This is a genomic window from Kaistia hirudinis (assembly GCF_014196455.1).
In the GTDB taxonomy this organism is placed as follows: domain Bacteria; phylum Pseudomonadota; class Alphaproteobacteria; order Rhizobiales; family Kaistiaceae; genus Kaistia; species Kaistia hirudinis.
The window spans coordinates 430,299-453,052 of record NZ_JACIDS010000002.1 but is presented as its reverse complement, the minus strand read 5'-3'; the positions used below and the strand labels follow the sequence as shown (position 1 = coordinate 453,052).

21 protein-coding genes are annotated in these 22,754 nt (G+C 67.6%); 7 read left to right on the top strand and 14 right to left on the bottom strand.

All coding sequences use genetic code 11. From position 1 onward, the window contains the following. Window positions 1-13 precede the first annotated feature (13 nt). The gene (locus tag GGR25_RS07140; RefSeq protein ID WP_183398065.1) at window positions 14-1,117 is read left to right on the top strand and encodes a substrate-binding domain-containing protein; all 1,104 of its coding nucleotides are present in this window, start codon (window positions 14-16) and stop codon (window positions 1,115-1,117) included. A 287-nt stretch (window positions 1,118-1,404) separates the two neighbouring features. On the opposite strand, the gene GGR25_RS07135 is transcribed toward GGR25_RS07140, so the two are convergent. The 13 genes from GGR25_RS07135 to GGR25_RS07075 form a co-directional block, all read right to left on the bottom strand. Then, complete coding sequence (locus tag GGR25_RS07135; RefSeq protein WP_183398064.1) at window positions 1,405-2,157, bottom strand: FadR/GntR family transcriptional regulator; 753 nt, start codon at window positions 2,155-2,157, stop codon at window positions 1,405-1,407. A 158-nt stretch (window positions 2,158-2,315) separates the two neighbouring features. Further along, window positions 2,316-3,293 carry a galactofuranose ABC transporter, permease protein YjfF gene (gene yjfF, locus GGR25_RS07130; RefSeq protein ID WP_183398063.1) on the bottom strand — a complete coding sequence of 326 codons (978 nt, stop codon included), beginning with the start codon at window positions 3,291-3,293 and terminating at the stop codon, window positions 2,316-2,318. Continuing rightward, complete coding sequence (locus GGR25_RS07125; protein WP_183398062.1) at window positions 3,293-4,291, bottom strand: ABC transporter permease; 999 nt, start codon at window positions 4,289-4,291, stop codon at window positions 3,293-3,295. The genes yjfF and GGR25_RS07125 overlap by 1 nt, the downstream gene beginning before the upstream one ends. Then, window positions 4,288-5,847: a sugar ABC transporter ATP-binding protein gene (locus tag GGR25_RS07120; protein ID WP_380146357.1), complete on the bottom strand. Its 1,560-nt coding sequence runs from the start codon at window positions 5,845-5,847 to the stop codon at window positions 4,288-4,290. Before GGR25_RS07120 ends, GGR25_RS07125 begins: the two co-directional genes overlap by 4 nt. 116 nt (window positions 5,848-5,963) lie before the next feature. Next, on the bottom strand, window positions 5,964-6,923 hold the full coding sequence (gene ytfQ / locus GGR25_RS07115) for a galactofuranose ABC transporter, galactofuranose-binding protein YtfQ (RefSeq protein WP_183398061.1): 960 nt from the start codon (window positions 6,921-6,923) through the stop codon (window positions 5,964-5,966). Between the two features lie 218 nt (window positions 6,924-7,141). Continuing rightward, a complete protein-coding gene (locus GGR25_RS07110; protein ID WP_183398060.1) occupies window positions 7,142-8,044 on the bottom strand; it encodes a DMT family transporter in 903 nt (300 codons plus the stop codon). 101 nt (window positions 8,045-8,145) lie between these two features. Beyond that, window positions 8,146-8,964 (bottom strand): DeoR/GlpR family DNA-binding transcription regulator, encoded by an 819-nt coding sequence (locus tag GGR25_RS07105; protein WP_183398059.1) that lies wholly within the window; start codon window positions 8,962-8,964, stop codon window positions 8,146-8,148. 7 nt (window positions 8,965-8,971) lie between these two features. Further along, window positions 8,972-9,913: an ROK family protein gene (locus GGR25_RS07100; protein WP_343068010.1), complete on the bottom strand. Its 942-nt coding sequence runs from the start codon at window positions 9,911-9,913 to the stop codon at window positions 8,972-8,974. Beyond that, window positions 9,913-10,638, bottom strand: a complete 726-nt coding sequence (locus tag GGR25_RS07095; RefSeq protein ID WP_183398057.1) for a ribulose-phosphate 3-epimerase — start codon at window positions 10,636-10,638, stop codon at window positions 9,913-9,915. The genes GGR25_RS07100 and GGR25_RS07095 overlap by 1 nt, the downstream gene beginning before the upstream one ends. Then, window positions 10,635-11,462 carry an alpha/beta fold hydrolase gene (locus GGR25_RS07090; protein WP_183398056.1) on the bottom strand — a complete coding sequence of 276 codons (828 nt, stop codon included), beginning with the start codon at window positions 11,460-11,462 and terminating at the stop codon, window positions 10,635-10,637. The genes GGR25_RS07095 and GGR25_RS07090 overlap by 4 nt, the downstream gene beginning before the upstream one ends. After that, a complete protein-coding gene (locus tag GGR25_RS07085; protein ID WP_183398055.1) occupies window positions 11,459-12,286 on the bottom strand; it encodes a sugar phosphate isomerase/epimerase family protein in 828 nt (275 codons plus the stop codon). The genes GGR25_RS07090 and GGR25_RS07085 overlap by 4 nt, the downstream gene beginning before the upstream one ends. Next, window positions 12,286-13,362, bottom strand: coding sequence for a Gfo/Idh/MocA family protein (locus tag GGR25_RS07080; RefSeq protein ID WP_183398054.1), 1,077 nt, complete (start codon window positions 13,360-13,362; stop codon window positions 12,286-12,288). Before GGR25_RS07080 ends, GGR25_RS07085 begins: the two co-directional genes overlap by 1 nt. A 19-nt stretch (window positions 13,363-13,381) precedes the next feature. Continuing rightward, the gene (locus GGR25_RS07075) at window positions 13,382-14,194 is read right to left on the bottom strand and encodes a sugar phosphate isomerase/epimerase family protein (RefSeq protein WP_183398053.1); all 813 of its coding nucleotides are present in this window, start codon (window positions 14,192-14,194) and stop codon (window positions 13,382-13,384) included. Window positions 14,195-14,753: 559 nt separating this feature from the next. Between GGR25_RS07075 and GGR25_RS07070 the strand changes: the two genes are divergently transcribed. The 6 genes from GGR25_RS07070 to GGR25_RS07045 all read left to right on the top strand — a co-directional run bounded on the left by GGR25_RS07070 (window position 14,754) and on the right by GGR25_RS07045 (window position 20,756). Further along, window positions 14,754-15,749 carry a sugar ABC transporter substrate-binding protein gene (locus GGR25_RS07070; protein WP_183398052.1) on the top strand — a complete coding sequence of 332 codons (996 nt, stop codon included), beginning with the start codon at window positions 14,754-14,756 and terminating at the stop codon, window positions 15,747-15,749. Beyond that, the gene (locus GGR25_RS07065; protein WP_183398051.1) at window positions 15,746-16,747 is read left to right on the top strand and encodes an ABC transporter permease; all 1,002 of its coding nucleotides are present in this window, start codon (window positions 15,746-15,748) and stop codon (window positions 16,745-16,747) included. The genes GGR25_RS07070 and GGR25_RS07065 overlap by 4 nt, the downstream gene beginning before the upstream one ends. Continuing rightward, on the top strand, window positions 16,744-17,511 hold the full coding sequence (locus GGR25_RS07060) for an ATP-binding cassette domain-containing protein (RefSeq protein WP_183398050.1): 768 nt from the start codon (window positions 16,744-16,746) through the stop codon (window positions 17,509-17,511). The genes GGR25_RS07065 and GGR25_RS07060 overlap by 4 nt, the downstream gene beginning before the upstream one ends. Window positions 17,512-17,569: 58 nt before the next feature. After that, window positions 17,570-18,655, top strand: a complete 1,086-nt coding sequence (locus GGR25_RS07055) for a Gfo/Idh/MocA family oxidoreductase (protein WP_183398049.1) — start codon at window positions 17,570-17,572, stop codon at window positions 18,653-18,655. Between the two features lie 53 nt (window positions 18,656-18,708). After that, the gene (locus tag GGR25_RS07050; RefSeq protein ID WP_183398048.1) at window positions 18,709-19,557 is read left to right on the top strand and encodes a sugar phosphate isomerase/epimerase family protein; all 849 of its coding nucleotides are present in this window, start codon (window positions 18,709-18,711) and stop codon (window positions 19,555-19,557) included. Between the two features lie 104 nt (window positions 19,558-19,661). Then, complete coding sequence (locus GGR25_RS07045) at window positions 19,662-20,756, top strand: alpha/beta hydrolase (RefSeq protein WP_183398047.1); 1,095 nt, start codon at window positions 19,662-19,664, stop codon at window positions 20,754-20,756. A gap of 5 nt (window positions 20,757-20,761) precedes the next feature. Here the strand turns inward: GGR25_RS07045 and GGR25_RS07040 are convergent, their stop codons facing one another. Next, window positions 20,762-22,687, bottom strand: a complete 1,926-nt coding sequence (locus GGR25_RS07040) for a hybrid sensor histidine kinase/response regulator (RefSeq protein ID WP_183398046.1) — start codon at window positions 22,685-22,687, stop codon at window positions 20,762-20,764. Window positions 22,688-22,754: the final 67 nt, after the last annotated feature.

Here is a 22,754-nt window from a genome sequence, read left to right as displayed (position 1 = left end):
GGAGGAGAGAAACATGAGAAAAGTCTCACTGCTGGCGGCAAGTGCCGTCCTGGCCATCATGGCCGCAAGCGGCGCACGCGCCGACGACTTCATGGATCAGGCCAAGGCGCGCGTCGCCGCCGCCGTCCAGCGCGCCGGCGCTTGGGACGGTCCGACGACCGGCCCGAAGGCAGCACCGGGCAAGACGATCGTCTATGTCGCGGGTGATCTCCGCAATGGCGGCACTTCGGGCGTGTCCGAGGGCGTCAAGGAAGCGGCGAAGGCGATCGGCTGGAACCTGCAGATCATCGACGGCCAGGGCCAGGTCTCGACCCGCACCTCGGCGCTGAACCAGGCGATCGCGCTGAAGCCCGACGGCATCATCGTGTCGGGCTTCGACGCGATCGAGCAGAACGCGGCGCTCGCCTCGGTCAAGGAAGCCGGCATTCCCTTCGTCGGCTGGCATGCGACGATCGAACCCGGACCGGATCCGGCGACGGGCATGTTCGCCAATGTGAACACGCGCATCCTCGACGTCGCCAATACGGCGGCCGACCTCGCCATCGTCGATTCCGGCGGCAAGGCCGGCGTCGTGATTTTCGGCGATTCCAACTACGCCATGGCCATCGGCAAGGCGAAGATGATGGAGGCCGAGATCAAGAAGTGCGCGACCTGCGAGGTACTCAGCCTCGAGGATTCGCCGATGACCGAGGCCTCGATGCGCATGCCGCAGCTGACGACCTCGCTGCTGCAGCGCTTCGGCGACAAGTGGACCTACTCGCTGGCCGTGAACGACCTCTATTACGACTTCATGGGCCCCTCGCTCGCCAGCGCCGGCAAGGACGGCGACGGCACGCCGAAGAACATCTCGGCCGGCGACGGCTCGGAATCGGCGTTCCAGCGCATCCGCTCCAAGCAGTACCAGCTCGCCACCGTTCCGGAGCCGCTGCACCAGCAGGGCTGGCAGATCATCGACGAGCTCAACCGCGCCCTCGCCAAGGAGCCCTGGTCCGGCTACGTCTCCGGCATCCACATCGTGACGGCCGACAACATCGCCTTTGACGGCGGCCCGAACAATGTGTTCGACCCCGACAATGGTTATCGCGACGTCTACAAGAAGATCTGGGGCGTGCAGTAGTCGCGGGGCGACGGAGACAATGGCGGATCGCGGTCTGGCATCGTCCGGGACGCGGTCCGTTGCGCGGAGGCAGGCTCGGTCGACCGTCGAGACTGCCTTGCCTTTCACCTCCCCCTAAGGGGGAGGTCGACGGCCGAAGGCCGGCGGGAGAGGGTTTAGGGAACCCTCCGAGAAGCGTTCGACGCCCCGGCGTCTCTCCTGATAGTCCGTAAACCCTCTCCCGGCGCTTCGCGCCGACCTCTCCCTCAGGGAGAGGTGAAAGGGCCTGGGCTATCGCCCTGCCTCCCCTATCGACCGCCGCCGGCTTCCCCTGCCAGCGCATGCGCCTGTTCGATCTCCAGCAGGCGGTCGGCGGCGGTAACCGCGGCGGCCACCTCGCCCGCCTCGATCTGCGCGACGAGGATCTGGCTCGCCTCCGTCTGTGCGGCCCGCAAGCGTGTGCGCGCCTCGGGGGTTCCGGCGACGGCGGCGAGCGCCAGCGTCAGCTCGACCAGGCCGAGGGCGGAGCGCAGCAGCGGATTGCCCGAGGCATCGGCGATGATGCGGTGGATTTCGAGCGCGGCGAGCGCGTGGCTTTCCGCCTCGCCCTGCGTCAGCTCCATCTCATGGGCCCAGTATTTGAGCATGCGCACATGCTCGGCCGTGCGATGCCGCGAGGCGAGGTCGGCGGCGCGCGCCTCCAGCGACCGGCGGACATCGAACAGGCCCTCGACGAAGGCCGGGGCGAGATCAGCGTCGAAATGCCAGGCGAGAAGCTGGGGATCGAACAGGTTCCAGCGGCTGCGATGCGAGACGCGCGTGCCGACCTTCGGCCGCGCCTCGACCATGCCCTTGGCCTCGAGCGTGCGGAGCGCCTCGCGCACGACGGTTCGCGAGACGTTGTAGCTCGACATCATCTCGGCGTCGCTCGGCAGGATCGAGCCGACGGGAAAGCGGCCCGAGACGATCGCGGTGCCGATCTCGTTGATCACGAAGGTATGGAAGTTGCGCGCGGCCGGCTTGCCGGAGAGCGATCGCAGCAGGCTTCCGGGCTCGCTCATTCCCGTCCCCGTCCGGGCTCACCCTGCGCCGCGCTCGGCGATCGATCGCCTTGGTCGCCAGCGCGCCGCCGGCCAAACGGGCGTCGCACCGCGAGGAGCGTTCCTTCGCCAGCGCCGAAAGCCACTCCCCTCTGATCGCCCGCTTTCGACACCGCGCCCTAGGCTCTCCCGGGCGCCTTGTCCCCTTGAGCCGAGGCGGCGAAGACGAGCCGCTGCAGGACGATGAAGAGGAAGAGAAGGAAGCCGATCACGATCTTGGTCCACCAGCTCGACAGCGTGCCGTCGAAAATGATGTAGGTCTGCACGAGGCCGAGCAGCATCACGCCGACAAAGGTGCCGAACACGAAGCCGTATCCGCCGGTGAGGAGCGTGCCGCCGATCACGACGGCGCCGATCGCATCCAGCTCGACGCCCACCGCGGCGAGCGGGTAGCCGGCGGATGTATAGAGCGAGAACACGATTCCCGCCAGACAGGCCAGCACGCTCGACAGCATGTAGATGAGGATCGTCGTCCGCGCGACCGGCACGCCCATCAGCGAAGCCGAGGTCGTGTTGCCGCCGAGCGCATAGACATAGGAGCCGAAGCGCGTGCGATGGACCAGGATCGCGCCGATGATGAACACGGCGATCATGGTGAGGCCGAGAAAGGTGAGCCGCCCGCCGCCCGGCAGGCGGAAATAGAGCGAGGTGATCATCTTGTAGAAGGGATGATCGATCGGCACGGAATCCTGCGTGATCACCGAGGCGCCGCCGCGGGCGAGGAACATGCCCGCGAGCGTGACGATGAAGGCCGGCACCTCCAGATAATGGATCACCAGCCCCATCGCGGCGCCGAACGCCGCCGCGACCACGAAGGCGATGGCGAAGGCGAGCAGCGGATGGACGCCGAGCCACGTCACGAGGACGGCGACCAGCACGCCGGTGAAGCCGATCACCGCGCCGACCGACAGGTCGATGCCGCCCGAGATGATGACCACCGTCATGCCGACGGCGGCGATGCCGAGAAAGGCGTTGTCGGTCAGGAAATTGCCGAGGACGCGGGTCGAGAACAGCGCCGGGAACTGCATCACCGCCGCTGCATAGGCGATGGCGAAGATGACGACCGTGGCGAGCAGCGGACGAAGACTGCGGTTCATCAGGCCGCTCCGCGCTTGCCGCGGCCGAACCAGCCGAGGATATGACCGGCGAGCGGCGACTGGATCATGAGAATGAGCGTGATCATCCCGGCCTTCACGACGAGATTGAACTCAGGCGGGAAGCCCGACACCAGGATGCCGGTGTTCATCGCCTGGATGATGAGGGCGCCGACGACCGACATCGGGATCGAGAAGCGGCCGCCCAGCAGCGACGCACCGCCGATCACCGCCGCCAGGATCGCGTCGAGTTCGAGCCAGAGGCCGGCATTGTTGGCGTCCGCGCCTCGGATGTCGCCGGCGACGATGATGCCGGCCGTGGCGGCGCAGAGCCCGCTGATCGAATAGACGACGATGAGCAGCAGGCGCGAACGGATGCCGGCCAGCGTCGCGGCGGATCGGTTGACGCCGACCGCCTCGATGAACAGCCCGATCGCGGTTTTTCGCACCGCGAGCGTGACGAGCACCATCAGCGCGAAGGCGATGACGACCGGCATCGGGAAGCCGAGGAACGAGCCCGTGCCGATGAAGACCAGTGTTGGATCGGAGAAGGTGACGATGGAGCCCTCGGTCACCAATTGCGCGATGCCGCGCCCGGCCACCATGAGGACCAGCGTCGCGATGATCGGCTGGATGTCGAGCAGCGCGACCAGAATGCCGTTCCAGATGCCGCAGGCGAGGCCGAGCGCCAGCGCGCCCGACACGGCGATCCAGGCCGGATAGCCGGCGACGACGAGCGATGCGGCGACCGCGCCCGCCATGGCCATGACGGCACCGACGGAGAGGTCCACGCCCTTGGTCGCGATCACCGGCGTCATGCCGATCGCCAGGATCGCCACCGGCGCGCCGCGGTTGAGCACGTCGATCAGGCTGCCGAACAGGCGCCCGTCCTGCCATTCGATGCGGAAGAAGCCGGGAAAGAGTACCCAGTTCAGGAGCAGCACGCCGACGAGCGCGACGGTCTGCGTATTGACGACGTTGCGAAGCGCCATCCGGTTCATGTCGCCGCCTCGTGATGCGCCGTTTCTCCATGGGTCGCGATCGCCTGCACGATCACGCCCGGATTGATGTCCTCGCCCCGCAGCTCCGCCACCATTTCGCGATCGCGCATCACGACGACGCGCGAGGAATAGGCGACGACCTCGTCGATCTCTGACGAGATCACGAGCAGCGCCATGCCGTCATCGCGGAGCCGGTTGATCGTGCGCACGATCTCGGCATGGGCGCCGACATCGATGCCGCGGGTCGGCTCGTCGAGAATGAGGAAGGCGGGATCCGTCGCCAGCCAGCGGGCGAGAATGACCTTCTGCTGGTTGCCGCCCGAGAGCAGCTTGACCGGCATGTCGAGCGAGGCGGCGCGGATATCCATCGCCTCGCCGAACTGGCCGGCGAGATCGAGCTGCTCGTCGCGGTTCAGCGCGCGGAACCAGCCGAGCTTGCCCTGGAGGGCGATGACGATGTTCTCGCGCACCGAAAGCTCGCCGAGAATACCGTCGGCCTTGCGGTCCTCCGGGCAGAACCCGAAGCCGAGCGCGATCGCCTCGGTCGCCGATCTGAGCCCGACGGGGGCGCCCTTCATCGTGGCGCGGCCCTCATCGGCGGGATCGATGCCGAACATGATCCGCGCCATCTCGGTGCGACCCGAGCCAAGCAGGCCGGCAACGCCGATCACCTCGCCCTTGTGCACGGTCAGATTGAACGGGCGGACGCTCCGCCGCCGGCCGAAATTCTCGAAGTTCAGCAGAACCTCGGTCGTCGGCCGCTCGGTCTTGAGGCTGGTCGAGCCGGAGAAGGAAATGTCCTTGCCGAGCATCTTGCGGACGAGTTCGGTCCGCGTCAGCGCGTCGAGCCGGCAGGTGTCGACCAGCTTGCCGTTCCTGAGGATCGTCACGCGATCGGCCAGCGCGAACACCTGGTCGAGGAAATGGGTGATGAAGACGATGGCGAGGCCTTCGCGCTTCAGATTGGCGATCACCTCGAACAGGCGCCGCACCTCGTCGCGATCGAGGCTCGCCGTCGGCTCGTCGAGGATCAGCACCTTGCCCGAGAGCTGCACCGCGCGGGCGATGGCAACGATCTGCTGCACGGCGACCGAATGCAGGCCGAGCTCGCTGCCGGGGTCGATGTCGAGCCCGTAGCGCGCTAGCAGGCCGCGCGATTCACGCTCCATCCGGCGACGGTCGACGAGGCCGAAGCGCGTCGGCTGGTGGCCGAGGAAAAGGTTCTCGGCGACGGAGCGGTTGGGCAGGAGATTGACCTCCTGATAGACCGTGCCGATGCCGAAGGTCTGGGCATGCAGCGGGCTGTTCAAGACCACCGGCGCGCCATCCACGAGGATCTCGCCGCCATCCGGCTGATAGGCGCCGGTCAGGATCTTGATGAGCGTCGACTTGCCGGCCCCGTTCTCGCCGAGCAGGGCATGAACCTCGCCGGGCAGCAGGCCGAAATCGACATGGTCGAGCGCCCTATGGGCGCCGAAGACCTTGGAGACGCCACGCGCCTCCATCCTGAACGCAGACTCTCCCACCGCGCTCCTCCCGAGCTTGCCGATGGACATCGCGGCGCCCGACGCCCGCACGCGGCGGCCGCCTTTCCGGGCGCAGCTCCCGAAGCGACTAGATCACGGACGGCTCCGCCGGAAAACCGGCGGAGCCCCGCGAAATGGCAGGCGGCTTAGTAGCCGAGGCCCTTGCGCCGCTCATATTCGCCCTTCGGATCATCGGCCGGCGTATAGAGCTTCGATTCGGTAATGATGAACTTCGGCGGAACCGTACCGTCCTTCTTGAACGCGGCGAGCGCGTCGAAGGCAGGACCGGCCATGTTCGGCGTCAGTTCGACCGTGGCATTGGCTTCGCCGGCAACCATGGCGGCGAAGATATCCGGAACGCCGTCGATCGAGACGACGAGGATGTCCTTGCCCGGCTTCAGGCCGGCATCCTTGATCGCCTGGATGGCGCCGACGGCCATGTCGTCATTGTGAGCATAGACGGCGCAGATGTCCTTGCCGCCATTCTCGGCCTTCAGGAAGCCTTCCATCACTTCCTTGCCCTTCGAGCGCGTGAAGTCGCCCGTCTGGCTGCGGATGATCGTGATGTTGCTATGGCCGGCGATCGCCTGCTCGAAGCCCTTCTTGCGATTGATCGCAGGGGTCGAGCCGACGGTGCCCTGAAGCTCGACGACCTTGCAGGGCTTGTCCTTGACGGTCTCGACCAGCCAGCCGCCGGCAACCGCGCCTTCCTTGACCTGATCGGACGCCACCGACGTCAGATAGAGATCTTCCGGACCATCGATGCCGCGGTCGAGCAGGACGACCGGAATCTTGGCGTCCTTGGCCTCGGTCAGGACGTCGTCCCAGCCGGTCGCGACGACCGGTGCGACGAGGATCGCGTCTACGCCCTGGGCGATGAAGCCGCGGATCGCCTTGATCTGGTTTTCCTGCTTCTGCTGCGCGTCGGCAAATTTCAGATTGATGCCGCGCGTCTCGGCCTGCTGCTTGGTGACCGAGGTCTCGGCAGCACGCCAGCCGGATTCCGAACCGATCTGCGAGAAGCCGACGGTCATGTCGGCGGCCATGGCAGACGAAGACAAAGCGGCAGCGATGCCCGCCGCGAGGACGAACTTATTGAAGTGCATAGTGATTTTCCTCCCTGTCGCCGTGAGGCCTCCAACCTCTCGACTAAGGACTCGATACCATTAGTACTATTATATGTAAATACCGGGCCGGCAGCACCGGTCACAACCGATCGGCTGTAGCCGCCGGACAGGACAACGCCGCCCGCGCGCGGGTTCGCGGCGCGCCCTGCGATGCTGACGATGGCAGGAGGTTTTGGCGGCGCGACGGCGCCGGCGGCTCAGGGGCCGGCCTTGGTCGGCGCCAGCCGGCGCGGCGGCCCGAACGGGATCAGCCCGAGCACGAGGGCGCAGCCGAGCACGATCACCACGGCACCGGCGATTTGTGCCAGCGACAGCGGCTCGTCCAGGATCAGCGCGCCGACCAGCACGGCGACGATCGTCACGGCGAACTCGACGCTGACGGCCTTGGTCGGACCGATCGAGGCGAGCATGCGGAAATAGACGACATAGGTCGTCGCGCTCATCAGACCGCCGAGGATCAGCAGGAAGAGATAGTCGAGCGGACCGGGGAGCGCGGGCGGCGGCACGATGGCAACCAGCGGCAGACTGATCAGCCCGCCGACCAGGAACGCGCCCGCCGTGACCTCCCAGGCCCCGGCCAGCCTCAGGCGGCGGCTCGCATAGACGCTGCCGATGGCGGCCGAAAGCGAGGCGAGCAGCGTGCAGATGGCGCCGAGCACGAAATCGGGCGTGACGGGGACGGCGGGAAAGCCGACCAGCAGCACGATGCCGGAAAAGCCGAGCATGACGCCGACGAGGCCCCGCGGCGTGATGCGCTCAACGCCGGCGAGGCTGGCGATGAGCATGGCGAAGAGCGGGATCGTGGCCACCAGGATCGCGGCCATCGCCGTGCCGATCTTCGGCGTCGCAAAGGTAAGCCCGATGAGCTGGCCGGCGACCGTCGTAGCGCCGACGACGAGGAGCGGCACCAGGCCGAAGCCGAAATCGAGGCGGCGACGCAGCACGAGCGACGCGCCGACCAGCGTGGCGCCGGCCACGAAGCAGCGGAAGGAGACCGCGCCGACCCAGCCGAAGGCATGAGCGACCCGCACCAGCACCAGAAAGGACAGACCCCAGGTCAGCGCCAGGAATAGATAGGACGCGATGTCTTTCGGCTTCATGGCGCGGGAGATCGATCTCGAAGCACGGCCGGTGCAGCCATGGCGGGCGAGACCTAGTCCCGCCGTGCCGCGCTGTCAAAGCCGCGTGCTCTTCCCGCGCCTCAGCGGCAGACGATGACGTTCACCCCGGCCCGTTCCAGCGCGGCGGCGAGTTCGCCCGGCGGCGGCGCATCGCAGACCAGATAATCGATCCGCTCCAGCGCCGCGACATTGGCGAAGGCGGTCACGTTGAACTTGGAGCGATCGGCGAGAATGATCGTCCGCTTGGCGACGTCGACCATGCCCGACGTATGCGCCGCCTCGTCCAGCTTGGTCATCGACACGCCGCTGGCCGAGATCCCGGTGCAGCCGAGCACCGCCGTATCGACATTGATACCGGCCACGGGCGAGAAGCCGATGGTCCCGATCGTGACCTGGAACTGCGGCCAATAGGTGCCGCCGAGAATATGGATCGCGCCGACCGCGCCATCGGGAATGGCCGGCGGGAGGCGAAGATTGTTGGTGACGATGGTCAGGTCCCGACGTTCGCCGAGCGCGGCTGCGAACTGGCAGACCGTCGAGCCGCCATTGATGATCAGCGTTTCGCGATCGCGAACGAGTGCCGCCGCCGCCGCGCCGATACGCCGCTTGGCGTCGATATGCTCGTCCATGCGGCTGAGCAGCGGCGTGTCGAGCCGCACCAGCCTGTCGCTGTTGACGGCGCCGCCATGGGTGCGGACGAGCAGCCCGTGCCGCTCCAGCAGGTCGAGGTCGCGGCGGATCGTGTCGTGCGAGACGCCGAACAGCGCGACGAGCTCGTTGACCGTGGCCTGGCCGCGTTCGCGCAGCGTCTCGACGAGCCGGGCATGGCGCAAGGCGGGCAGCGCACCGCCGCCCTCCCCTTCGGTCTCGACTGCCCGCTGACGTCCACGCTTTGCCATGACGACCTCAGAACACCAATCCGGCGGCGCCGACAAGGCCCGCGCGATCACCGAGTTCGGCCGGGACGACCGGAACGTCGCGATAGGCGATCATGGCACGCGCCTCGATCTCGCGCCGGATGCCCGGCAGCAGCAAGTCGAGCAGCTGCCCGACGCCGCCGCCGACTACGATCATCTCGGGCGAATAAAGATGCAGCAGGTTGACGAAACCGATGCCGAGCCAGCGCGCTTCCTGGTCGAGCAGCGCCAGCGCGGTGGCGTCGCCGGCGCGAGCGGCCTGGCCGACATGGCGCGCCGTGACGGGACCACCGGCGGCGCGTTCGAGCAGAGCCGGCGCACCGCCCGACCGCGCCAGCGCATCAGCAGCCTGTCCGAGCGCCGTGCCGGAGGCGAGCGCCTCGAAACAGCCGAGCGCGCCGCAGGCACAGCGCAGCTTGCTGTCGGCCGCGATCGCCATATGGCCGATCTCGCCGGCCAGCCCCCGCCGTCCGCGCAGCAGGCGGCCCTCCGCGATTACGCCGCCGCCGATGCCGGTGGAGACCGTGACGAAGACCATGTCGCGTGTGCCGACGCCCGCGCCGAAGCTCCATTCGCCGAGCGCAGCGGCGTTGGCATCGTTCTCGACCCGGGCCTTGAGACCCGTTGCCGCGGCGAGCCGTGCCGCCAGCGGCACGTCGCGCCATCCCGCAAGGGTCGGCGGCGCGATCGAGATTCCCGCCTCACCATCGAGCGGGCCCGGCGCGCCGACGCCAATGCCGATCGGCGCAATGTCCGGCCTGCCGGCGCGCAGCCGCGCCGCCATGGCGGCCATGTCGGCGATGACCGCGTCGGGCCCGTCATTCGCCCGCGTCGGTGCGCGTTCCTCCGCCAGGAAGCGCCCGTCATCGCCGACGAGCGCCGCCCGCGTTTCCGTGCCCCCGAGATCGATGGCGAGCGCGACGCGCATGATCAGGCCGCCGGTCCGGGGAGAGCGTGCAGCCAGGCCATGCGGGCGGCGAGATCCGGATCGCCAAAGGCGAGCGAGCCGAGCACCACCGTCTCCGCAAAGCCGGCGCGCAGCTTCGGCACGGTCTCGGCGCGGATGCCGCCATCGGCGGCGAGCACGATGCGGTCGGCCCGCCCGGCTGCGGCGATCAGGGCCCGCGCCTCGGCGAGGCGCGGAATGGCCTGTTCGGAAAGCCCCTGCCCTTTCACGCCGATCGCGGTGCCGAGCAACGTCACGAAGGCGACGCGATCGAGATAGGGCGCGATCGTCGCCACCGGCGTCTCGAGGCGCAGCACGATGCCGGCCTCCTTGCCGAGCGACGCGATCAGGGCGAGCGACTCGTCCGTCACGTCGCCGTTCTCCGGGTGCACCGAGATCAGATCCGCGCCGGCCTCGGCGAATTGCTGGATCTGCGACAGCACGATCTCCCCCTCCACCATCAGGTGAACATGGATCGGCCGGTCGGTGAGCGCGCGCAGGCGGGCGACCTGGTCGGGGAAGAACAGGAAGGACGGGGCGAAACGGCCATCGGCGACATCGACATGCAGGATATCGGCATGCGGCCCGATCCGCTCGACATCACGGGCGAGATTGGCGAGGTCGGCGGACCAGAGCGAGAACTCGCCGAGCAGCCGGTCCGTCGGCAAGGCGGCGAGCCAGCCCTTGGGGGCGGATCGGGTGGCGGTCATGATGAGCTCTCCAGAGACGGAAGGATCTGATCGAGGAAGGTCGCGACGGCCGAACGAAAGGCGGCGACATGGCCCGCCTTGTCGGTCGCCTTGGGCGGGATGACGGCAAGGCGCGCGCCGGGAATGCGGGCGGCGAGCGCCTCGGCATGGGCCAGCGGATGGGCGAAATCGACTCCGTGGCCAATGACGAGCGTCGGCACGCGGATCGCGGCGAGGTCGCCGCCGGTGACGCCAGGCCCGTCCGCGGCGATATCGCCGAGCAGCGTCGCCGTCAGCGCCGGGTCGGGACGATCGAAGAAGCCGAGCAGCGAGACGAGATTGTCCGGGGCCTCACGGGCGAGCAGCCGTCCCGTCGCGGAGGCCTCGAAGGCTACCTTGGCCTCGCTGGGCGACATGCGGGCGAGAAGCGCCGCGACCTCGGCATAGGGGCGCATGTTCGCTGGCGCCGGGGTGTCGACCCAGGCGGGACGGGCGAGGATCAGCGCGGCGACGCGTTCGGGATGATAGATCGCGAGGCGGAGCGCGATCGCGGCCCCCATCGAGATGCCGCCGGCGACGAAGCGCCGCGCGCCATGCGCGTCGGCCGCCGCGAGGACATCGTCGGCGAACATCGCGATCGAGAACGGCCGCGTGCTGCCGGCGGTGGACTCGCCCTGCGCGCGGCATTCGACCGTGAGGCGGCGAACGGCCGGCTCATCGGGGAAATTGCCGCGCACCTGCGCCTCGTCGCCGCCGAGGCCGTGCTGGAACACGACAGGAAAGCCGCTGCCGCCGTCGAAGACGCGCAACTGCGCATCGTCGCGGGCGAGCCGGCTCCAGCTCATGATCTGATCAGCCGCGCCAGAAAGGCCGCGACGCCGGGCGCCTCTTGCGCCGAAAGGCCGTGCGTGACGAGCGGACCGTCGAAGCCGGCGGCGCGCAGGCGCGCAATGAAATCGGGGAAGTCGACGATCCCCTTGCCGACGGTCGCAAAGCTCCCGTCCGCCGCGCGGTCCTTGCCATGCGCCATGGAGACGCGATCGGCGAGCTTGTCGACCGCATCGGCCACGATGCGCCGCGCTTCGTCGGGGGTTGCCATCTCGAACAGATTGGCCGGATCGAGAATGATGCGGATCCGCTTCGAGCCGAGATCACTGATCATGCGTAGAGCATGATCGGCGGAAATCACCGGATTGGCCTGTTCCGGCTCGATGCCGAGATCGACGCCCGCGGCATCGGCCAGTTCGACCGCCTTGCCGAGCTCGGTGATCATGTCGGACCAGGCCTCCGGCGTCGCATTGTCCGGATGGTGGTGCCACATGTCGTTCGCGTCACGCGAGCCCGTGCAGAGCGTGACGAGCGGGATCGACAGGGCCCGCGCCGCCTCGATTACCACGCCGAGGCGCTTCAGCCCGTCGGCGCGCACCGCCGGATCGGGATGGATCATGTTGTAGGTGCCGGAAAGCGCGACCAGCGCGACACCGGACGACGCGCTGGCGTCCCGGATCGCCGCGAGATCCGCCGCACCGACCGGCTTGTCCGGCATGGCGGGAAGGCCGGCGCAGGTCAGGTTGAACTGCGCGCATTCATAGCCGGCGGCCCGCGCCTTGGCCAAAACTTCGGCCGGTCCTGCGCCCGAGAAGGTCTTCGAGAAAATACCGAGCTGCATCAGACCGCTCCTTCGAAATTGGCCACGCGCACGGCCTCGCCGCTCGCGGCCGACGCCGCAATGGCCGCCATGGCGCGCACGGAGGCGAGCCCGTCCTCGATATCGGCCCCGCGCTGCGGCGTGCCGTTCAGGATCGTATCGGCGAAGCCTTCCACCTGACGCCGGAAGAAATGACCGTCGGCCCCGAGGGGCCGACGGTAAGTGGCATCAGACTCGTGGAAGATCTCGACGTCACTCGAGCGGAAATACCAGGGGTTATAGGTGCGGGCGACGACGCTGCCCTTTTCGCCATAGAGCTGGAAGCCCTCGAACCAGTCCATGCGCACGGCCACCGTGAGGTCGAGATGGCCGAGCACGCCGTTCTCGAACTGGGTCTCGACGAACCAGCACCAGGCGCCGAAACGCTCCAACCGACGGGCGCGGACCCAGTCGATCGGCCCGCACAGGAAACGCGCGGTATCGACCAGATGGCTGCCATGGGCGAGCATGTAGTAGCGGCCGAGATCGGCCTTCTGGTTGCCCTCGGGCTTCTTCGCCAGCTTCGAGGTGATCGGCAGCGGCTGGACCGCGTCGGTCATGGTGTAGCGATGCGTGCTATCGCAGTACCAGGCCTTGAGCGCCAGCTGTTCGCCCATGCCGTTGTCGATGAAATCGCGCGCCGCCTCGAGACCGGGATCGAAGCGCTTCATATGGCCGACCTGCAGCGTGAGGCCGGTCTTCGCGACCAGATCGCGCAGCGCGAGCACCTCGGCGACATTGGTGCCGAGCGGCTTCTCGCACAGCACATGCTTGCCCGCTTCGAGCGCCCTTTTTGCCATCGGCACGTGGAACGCGTCCGAAATCGCCACGATCACCGCCTCCACCTGAGGATCGGCGAGCATCGCGTCATAATCGGCATAGCGCTTCTGCGGTTCATAGGTCGCGCCCATCCGATCGAGCAGATCGGGCGCTGCGTCGCAAATCGCGTAGAGATCGGCGTTGCGGGCCTTTACGCAGGATTCGAGATGGGCGAACTGGGCGATCGGCCCGCAGCCGAGCACGCCGATCCGCAGGCGGCGGGAGTCCTTGGCGATCATGAATGGTGGCTCCGGGGCCTCACGCGAGAATCTGTTGCAGGGTCAGGTAGTTCCGCGCGACGGCGGCGGCGGGATCGGCCGCGGCCGTCTCCGACTCCTCCTCGACGACGACCCAGCCATTGAAGTTCGGTGCGGTGGCGACGAGGTCGACCACCGCGCGGGTGTCGCAAGCGCCGGCGCCGAGCATCGCCCAGTCACCCGCGGCATCGACATCCTTGAGATGCAGGTAGCGGATGCGATCCTGATAGGTCGCGAGCGTGTCGAGAATATCCTGCTTGCCGCGCAGGATATGGCCGGTATCGGGCACCCAGCCGATCAAGTCAGGATCGGTCAGCGCCATGATGCGGTCATAGTCGGCCCGGCTCGAGAGCAGCGTGCCGTGATGCGAGCTCGGGTGGAAAGCGACCTGGACGCCGGCGCCGCGGCCGAGTTCGCCGGCGGCGTTATAGAACGACCCCGCCGCATCGAACTTCGCCGCACGATCGCCTTCGGAAACGATCGTCGCGCTGCCGAGCGAGAGCAGCGCGCCGGGGAATGCCGCCACGAAGGGCAGCCAATATTCGACCAGAGCGAGATCGTCGGCGCGGGCTGCCGGCTCGGTGAAGCCCGAGGGCGCGCCACAGGCAAAGGCGACGAGCGTCAGGCCCGCATCCTTCAGCCGCGCCGCGAAATCCGCCGGCCGCTCGGCATAGTCGCCGATCATCGTGTCGGTGATCTCGATGCCGCCATAGCCCGCGGCCGCGATGGCATCGACGAGGTCGTCGGCATCGCCGGTCCATTGCGGACCCAGCATTTCCCACGTGAAGGTCTGGCACCCGACCTTGATCGTCATCTCACTTCCATCCCTTGCGACGGCCCGCTCCGGACACCGCCTTCGCGACACTTATTGCGCCGGACACGCGCAATCGGTCAAGCAGATAAACGCATAAACGCATAAACACGCAAATATCGCATCTACGCGGCTTCATGCGCGGCCGTCTCACCCATGGCCGGGACCCGCCCATCTCGAATGGGAGCGGCATTAATCCAATATTTTCAATGACATTTTTCAATACGACCCGCATCTTAGAGCCGTTGTCCGGCACCATCTCAACCCAGGGATACCCCAACGCAGCTGCGGTATGAGAGGCCAATTTATGCGGCAACGCAGCAATTCATTCGTTCGATAGACGCATGAATACGCAAAATAACGCTAGTTGATTGACAGCCTCCGACCAACGCAGCATAAAGCGGAAAGCGGGCGGAGGAGAACGTGCCCGCGACAACAGGGACACAGCGGCCCGCACCTTCTCTCGCACGCCCCACGCGCGAGGACGGCAGGACCGCGCCCATCGACCGCCCGCGACGGACCGAACGCGTCACGTCCGCGGCAGAGGGAGGAGAATGATTTGATGCGCATTTCCATGGGATTGCTGCTCGGCGCGAGCCTCGCGGCGCTGGCCGTTGCCGGTCCGGCACAGGCCGCGGAGGGCGAGAAGGTCGCCGCCGTGATCAAGGGCCTCGACAACCCGTTCTTCCAGACGATGCAGAAGGGCATCGAGGACAAGGCCAAGGAACTCGGCGTCTCGCTGACGGTCCAGGCCGCACAGAACATGGGTGACGCGACGGGCCAGGCCGATCGTCTCTCGGCCCTCGCGCTCCAGGATTTCGGCTGCTACATCGTCAATCCGATCAGCGTCTCGAACCTCGTTCAGGCCCTCGTGCCGGTCGGCCAGAAGAAGGTGCCGATCGTCAATATCGACAGCCAGGTCGACACCGAGCAGGCCAAGGCCGCCGGCTTCGCCGTCACGACGTATGTCGGCACCGACAATGTCGCCGCCGGCCGCCTTGCCGGCGAAGAGATGCTGCGCCTCGTTCCCGCGGGCTCGAAGGTCGCGCTGATCGCCGGCATCGTCGGCGACCTCGGCTCCAATGCGCGCATCAAGGGCTTCAAGGAAGCGACCGAAGGCAAGCTCGAGGCCGTTGTTCTCGTCTCCGCCGACTGGGATCGCGAGAAGGCCTATACCGCCGCGACCGACATTCTCCGCGCCCATCCCGATGTCGCCGGCTTTTTCGCCGCCAACGACATCATGGCGCTCGGCGCGCAGCGCGCGGTGGAAGCGGCCGACAAGAAGAACGTCAAGGTGATCGGTCTCGACGGCATCGTCGACGCCATGAAGTCGGTGGAAGCCGGCGGCCTTGCGGCGACGGTCGCGCAGTATCCCTATGTCGTGGGCGCGATGGGCGTCGAAGCCTGCGCGGCTGCGGCCAAGGGCGCGACCCTGCCCGCCAAGGTCGACGCTCCGGTCCTGGTCGTCAACAAGGAGAACGCGGCCGCCTCGCTGAAGAACTTCCCGGCTCCCGGCGGCGCCTATCCCGATCCGCTGCGCGATCTCCTCGCGAAATGAATACGCCGTCCCGCTCCTCAACGGTCGAGGCGCGAAGCAAAGCCGAAGGCCGCCGCCCATCACGGGCGGCGGCTGTCCTGTCGCCGTCCTTCTGGGCGGACTGGGCATCGGCGGTCGGGCTCGTCGGGCTCGTCATCGTCTTCTCGATCCTTCAGCCCGTCTTCCTGACCGCACCCAACATCCAGGCGCTGCTGGTCGCCGCGGCGATCCTCATCGTCCTGTCGATCGGCCAGACCTTCGTCGTGATGACGGCCGGCATCGACCTGTCGCTCGCCGCGCTGGTCATGCTCGGCGCGATCGTGCTCGGCCTCACGCATGAAGCCGGCTACGGCATCTTCGCCTCCTGCGTGCTCGCAGTCATCGTGACGAGCGGGCTCGGCTTCCTGAACGGCCTGCTGATCACGGCCGGCAAGATCCCTGATTTCGTCGTGACGCTCGGAACGCTTTCGGCGGTGACCGGCCTCGCGCTGATCCTGTCGGGCGGCGAGCCGACCATGGTCGGCGACACCTTCCTCCTCCGTCTTGCTTCGGGATCGATCGGCATTTTCGGCTACCCCTTCCTGGTCGCCGTCGCCGTCGCGCTGGTCTCGCATATCGTGCTCTATCACACGCGCTTCGGCGTCCATCTGCTGGCCACCGGCGGGCAGCAGGAGAGCGCCCGCCAGCTCGGCATCCGCACCGGGCGCGTGCGCATCGCCGCCTATACGATCTCGGGCCTTTGCGGCGGCATCGCCGCGATCCTGCTCGTCGCGCGCATCGGCTCGGCCGAGCCGACCATCAACACCAACCTCCTGCTCAATTCCGTGGCGGCGGTGGTGCTCGGCGGCGTCAGCCTGTTCGGCGGACGCGGCAGCATTCTCGGGCCGCTGCTCGGCGCGGTGATGCTGACGACTCTCGTCAACGGCCTCACGCTCCTGAGCGTTTCCGCCTTCTACCAGCCGCTCGCGGTCGGCTTCATCGTCGTCCTCGCGGCCCTGATCATGCGGTACCAGAAATGAGCGCTGTTCCCAACGAGGCGCCCGCCGACGCGATCCTGTCCTGCCAAGGTCTCGGCAAGCAGTTCGGCGCCGTGCGCGCGCTGTCCGACGTCAGCTTCTTCGCCCGCAAGGGCGAGGTCACCGCGGTCATCGGCGACAATGGCGCCGGCAAATCGACGCTGATCCGCTGCCTGGTCGGCGTGCACCGCCCGAGCGAGGGTGTCATCCGCTTCGACGGACAGGACAATCCCTTCGCGACGCCGGACGAGGCGCGCAAGGCCGGCATCGAGACGGTTCACCAGAACCTCGCTCTGGTCGACGAACTGACCGTGGCGCAGAACCTCTATCTGAACCGCGAGATCGTGCGCGGCATCGGACCGTTCCGTTTTCTCGACCGAAGGGCGATGAACCGCGGCGCGCAGGTGATGCTGGAGCGGCTTTCGATCAACGTGCCGGCCGTGAAGCAGCGCGTGCGCCGCCTTTCGGGCGGCCAGCGCCAGGCCATCTCGATCTGCCGCGCCGTCGGCGCCGGCGCCAAGCTCGTCGTCATGGACGAGCCGACGGCCGCGCTCGGCGTGCAGGAGACGGCGAATGTCGAGACGCTCATCCGGCGGCTCAAGGACGAGCATGTGAGCGTGATCCTGATCAGCCACAATTTCGATCAGGTGCGCCGCCTTGCCGATCAGGTCTGGGTCATGCGTGCCGGGCGGGTCGTCGCCTCGGTCCGCGCCGCCGAGACCTCGGGCAACGAACTCGTCGCGCTCGTCACGGGCGCCAAGCAGTAATCGGGGCCGCGCCGCCGCGGCGTGGCCCCCTCCCCCTTCATCCGCGGAGTTCCAAGCCGTGACCATCCTCAATGTCGGCCTCATCGGCCTCGGCGAAGTCGCCCAGTCGATCCATCTGCCCGTGCTGCGCGACCAGCGCGACCGCTGGCGCGTCAGTGGCGTCTATGACGTCTCGCAGAAGCTGGTCGACCTCGCCGTGTCGCAGAATCCGGCCGCGCGGGCCTATGAGAGCGCCGAGGCGCTGATCCGCTCCGACGAGATCGACGTCGTCTTCGTCCTGTCGTCCGACGACACCCATGCGCGTTTCGTGCGCGAGGCGGTGCTGGCGAACAAGCACGTGCTGCTCGAAAAGCCCGCCTGCCTCACGGTCCGCGAGGTCGACGAGTTGCTGGCGCTGACCAAGAGCTACGAGAAGACGGTCTTCGTCGCCTATATGCGCCGCTATGCCTCCGCCTATGTGCAGGCCGCCGCCGAGCTGCCGCCCTTCCCCGAGATCACGCATGCGCGCATCTTCGACCTGATCTCCGAGGGCCGGCACTTCCTGTCGAAGAGCCAGAACGTGCTCTATCCCGACGATATCGATCCGCGCCTGCTCAAGGATGGCGCGATCGCCCGCGAGGCGCTGATCCGCGAAGTCGTCGGCACGGATGCCTCGGCGAGCCTCGTGCGCGCCTATCGCGGCCTGACGGCGCTCTCCTCACATCACATCTCCGCCATGCGCGGCCTGATCGGCGAGCCGCGCGGCGTCCTCGCCGCCCACCGCACCAATGGCGGCGCCAATACGAGCGTGATGTTCGACTACGGCCATTTCGTCTGCAATTACGACGCGGTGGTCGACGATCTCGGCCTGTTCGACGCGATGATCGAAGTGCGCTCCAACACCAAGCGCGTGCGCATCATCTATGACACGCCCTATATCCGCAGCCTGCCGACGCGCCTCGAAATCACCGAGGCGACGCCGACCGGACCGGTCAACCGCAGCTTCGATCCGATCTATGCGGACGCGTTCTCGAACGAGCTCGTCGTCTTCCACGGCCATATCCTGAACGGAACAAAGCCGGTGACAGACCTCGCGGACTCGCGCAAGGATCTGGCGCTGATGGCCAAGGCCATCGAAAGGATGCGGGAGATCGGCGGCGCCTGACGCGTCTCGCGCCGGCTCGATCGCACTGCAAACAAAAACGCGAGGAGGAAGCCTTGGAAGGATTCGGCGTTCACACCAGCATGTGGACCATGAGCTGGGACCACGCCGGCGCCGAGCGCGCCGTCGCGGGCGCGGTGAAGTACGGCATGGACTTCATCGAGATCGCGCTCGTCAACCCGACGGCCGTCGATGCCGCCCATTCGCGGGCGCTGCTCGAAAAGAACCATATGCGCTCGGTCTGCTCGCTCGGCCTGCCCGAGCGCGCCTGGGCCTCGGTACGCCCGGACGTGGCGATCGACTATTTGAAGGTCGCGATCGACAAGACCGCCGACATGGGCGGCGAGGCGCTGTCCGGCGTCATCTTCGGCGGTATCGGCGAGCGCACGGGCGTACCGCCGACCGAGCAGGAATACGACAACATCACGCGCGTGCTGCAGGCAGCGGCGCAGCATGCCAAGAGCCGCGGCATCCTGCTCGGCATCGAGGCGGTGAACCGCTACGAGAACCACCTCGTCAATACCGGCGCCCAGATCGTCTGGCTGATCGAGCGGGTCGGCGCCGACAATGTCTTCGCCCATCTCGACACCTACCACATGAATATCGAGGAGAAGGGCGTCGCCAACGGCATCCTCGCCTGCCGCGATCACCTCAAATACATCCATCTCTCCGAGAGCGACCGCGGGACGCCGGGCTATGGCAACATTCCCTGGGACGTCATCTATGGAGCCCTCGCCGCGATCGGCTTCAAGGGGGGCCTCGCCATGGAGAGCTTCATCAACATGCCGCCGGAGCTCGCCTATGGCCTCGCCGTCTGGCGGCCGGTTGCGGAGAGCATGGAACAGGTGATGGGCGAAGGCCTGCCGTTCCTGCGCAACAAGGCCCGGCAATACGGCCTGATCTGAGGACGGACCAGCACCGCCCCGCGACGCCTTGCCCTGACGGCCCCCGTCCCTATGATCGGGGACCGGCCTTGCGCCGGATTCGAGAAGGCGCAGGGAGGGCCGTCATGTCTGAAAATTCCAGGGGCTTCGACCCGTCCCGCCGCGGGCTGATGTTCGGCTCGGCGGCGCTGCTGTTCGCGCCCATGCTGCTCACTCAGGCCGGCGCCGCCTTTGCCCGGGCGGCCGCGCCGATCGGCGCGCGCGAGATCCCCGCGCATCGCCTCCCGGTTCCCGACACGGTGAGCGAGGCGATGCGCGCCGTCGTCGGCGCGCCGCTGCCCGCCGGCTGGGACAAGGTTCCAGCGAACGCGGCGGAATGGCGCGCGCTGGCCAAGGCCAGCGGCGAAGGCGCCGGGCCGGTGCTGGCCATGATCCGCGACAAGCTCGGCGTGAAGCTCGAGACGGCGACGATCGGCGGCGTCCCGGTCTTCGTCTCGACGCCGGATCCCCTTCCCGCGGCCAATCGCGACCGCCTGCTCGTGCATTTCCATGGCGGCGGCTATGCGCTCTTTCCGGGCGAGGTCGGGGCTGGCGAAGGCATGATGATGGCCGGCTATGGCCGTTTCCGCGTCGTGTCGGTCGACTACCGCATGGCGCCCGACTTCCCCTTCCCCGCCGCGCTCGACGACGCGATCGCCGTCTGGAAGGCTCTGCTCGCCGAGCATGATCCCCGCCGGATGGCGATGTTCGGGACCTCGGCCGGCGGCGGCCTCACGCTGGCGACGGTGATGCGGGCGCGGGCGGAAGGCCTGCCGCTCCCCGCCGCGATCGCGCCGGGCAGCCCGTGGGTCGATCTCGCCGGCGCCGGCGATACGATCCACGCCAACCAGTTCACCGACAATTCGCTCGTCTCGTTCGATGGATGGGTCGGCGCCGCCGCGCGGATCTATGCCGGCAAGGAGAGCCTCGCCAATCCGCTGATCTCGCCGATCCATGGTGATTTCACCGGCCTGCCGCCCGCGATCCTCACCTCCGGCACGCGCGACCTGCTGCTCTCCGACACGGTGCGCACACACCGCCGGCTGCGGCAGGCGGGCATCGACGCGTCGCTGCAGGTGTTCGAGGCGCAGAGCCACGCACAGTTCCTGACGCCGTTCACGCCCGAGACGGAAGAAGCGTTCGGCGAGATCGCGGCGTTCCTTGGCCGCCACCTCGCCTGAGGGGATCACGCGCCGCTGAGCGCCGCCGCGATCGCGTCGGCGAGGTTGCATTCGCGGAACGGCTTGGCGAGCGCGACGACCTTGCGTTCCGCGCCGACATCGACATCCGAATAGCCGGTCGCCAGCACGACCGGAACCGTGATGCCCTCGCTCGCCATCGCATCGGCGAGCTGAAGTCCGGTCATGCCCGGCATGGCCTGGTCGGTGACGACGAGGTCGAACCCGCCGCGACGCAGCCTTTCGAGCGCCGTGGCGGGCGAGCTCACCGCCTCCACCTTATGGCCGAGTTCGCGCAGCATCTCTTCCGTATTCATCAGCACGAGCGGATCGTCGTCGACCGCCAGGACGTGCAGCCGGCGCATCGCCGCGGCCTCGTCGGGCGCCGAGACGGTGGCCTTGACCTGGCTGACCGCGACGGGAAGCCATATCTCGACGCATGTACCGCGTCCGACCGTCGAGCGGATATCCAGCGTCCCGCCGGATTGTTCGGCGAGCGCGCGGACCATCGGCAGACCGAGACCGGTGCCCTTGCCGGGTCCCTTGGTGGTGAAGAAGGGTTCCTGCACGCGGGCCAGCGTCTCCGCCGCAATGCCGACGCCGGTATCCTCGATGGCAAGCACGACATAGCTGCCGGCCTGAAGCGCGGCGTGCTCGCCCTCGCGCAGCCGCGCTTCCCGCGCCGTGATCGTCACCGTGCCGCCGTCGGGCATGGCGTCGCGCGCGTTCACCACAAGATTGATCAAAGCCGATTCGAGCTGGTTCTCATCCGTGGCGACGGGCGGCAAGCGGGCTGGAAAGCGGTGCTCGATGACAATCGAAGGACCGATCGAGTGCGCGAGCAGCTCCGCCATGCCGCCGACAAGCTCGGGTATCTCCACCGCGCGCGTCTCCAGTTGGCGCCGCCGCGCAAAGGTGAGCATGCGCTGCGTCAGCGCCGAGCCGCGCAGCGCCCCGCGGGTGGCATTATCGACGAGGCGAAGGATGTTCGGGTCGTCCGGCAGGCGTTTGCGCAGGAGATCGAGACTGCCGAGGATCGCCATCAGCAGATTGTTGAAATCATGCGCGATGCCGCCGGTCAGCTGCCCGATCGCCTCGATCTTCTGCGACTGGAACAGCGCCTCGCGCGCCTCTTCGAGCGCCTTTTGCGCGGCATGCCGTTCCGTGACGTCGCGCGTCACCTTGGCGAAGCCGATGATGGTGCCGGACGGATCGCGGATCGGATCGACGACGACGCTGGCCAGGAAACGGCTGCCATCCTTGCGGACGCGCCACCCCTCTTTCTCGAAGCGGCCGTCGCGTCGAGCGATGGACAGCGTGCGCTCCGGCTCGCCCGCCGCCTGATCCTCGGGCGTATAGAAGCGCGCAAAGCTCTGACCGATGATTTCCTCCGGCCCATAGCCCTTGATGCGCTGGGCGCCGGCATTCCAGGTCGCGACCCGGCCGGCCGCATCGAGGCGATAGATCGCGTAGTCGGTCACGCTCTCGACGAGAAGGCGGAACTCCTTCTCGCTGCGCTCCAGCGCATCGGCAGACTCGCGACGTTCGGTCAGGTCCCGGGTCATGCTGGCGAAGCCGATCAGTTCGCCGGTTTCGGAGCGGATCGGATCGATGATGCCGTGCGCCCAGATAGCCGCGCCGCCCTTGCGGATCAGCCAGCCTTCGCTCTCGAAGCGACCCTCGCGCGCCGCCATCGCCAGGGCCGCCTCGGGAACACCGGCCGCCCGGGCTTCCGGGGAATAGAAACAGGAGAAATGCTGGCCCAGAATCTCGCTGGCCGCATAGCCCTTGATGCGCTCGGCGCCGCGATTCCAGCTCGCGACGCGCCCGCGCGTGTCGAGCATGTAGATCGCGTAATCGGCGATCGATTCGACGAGGAGACGATAGCTCGCTTCGTCGGCCCGCAGGCCCGGCTTATCCAGAAGATGCTCCATCCCCGCCCTGCGCCAACGCGATGCGCTAACGGCTTAGCGCGAACAGTAAGGGCCATCAATGAGCGGG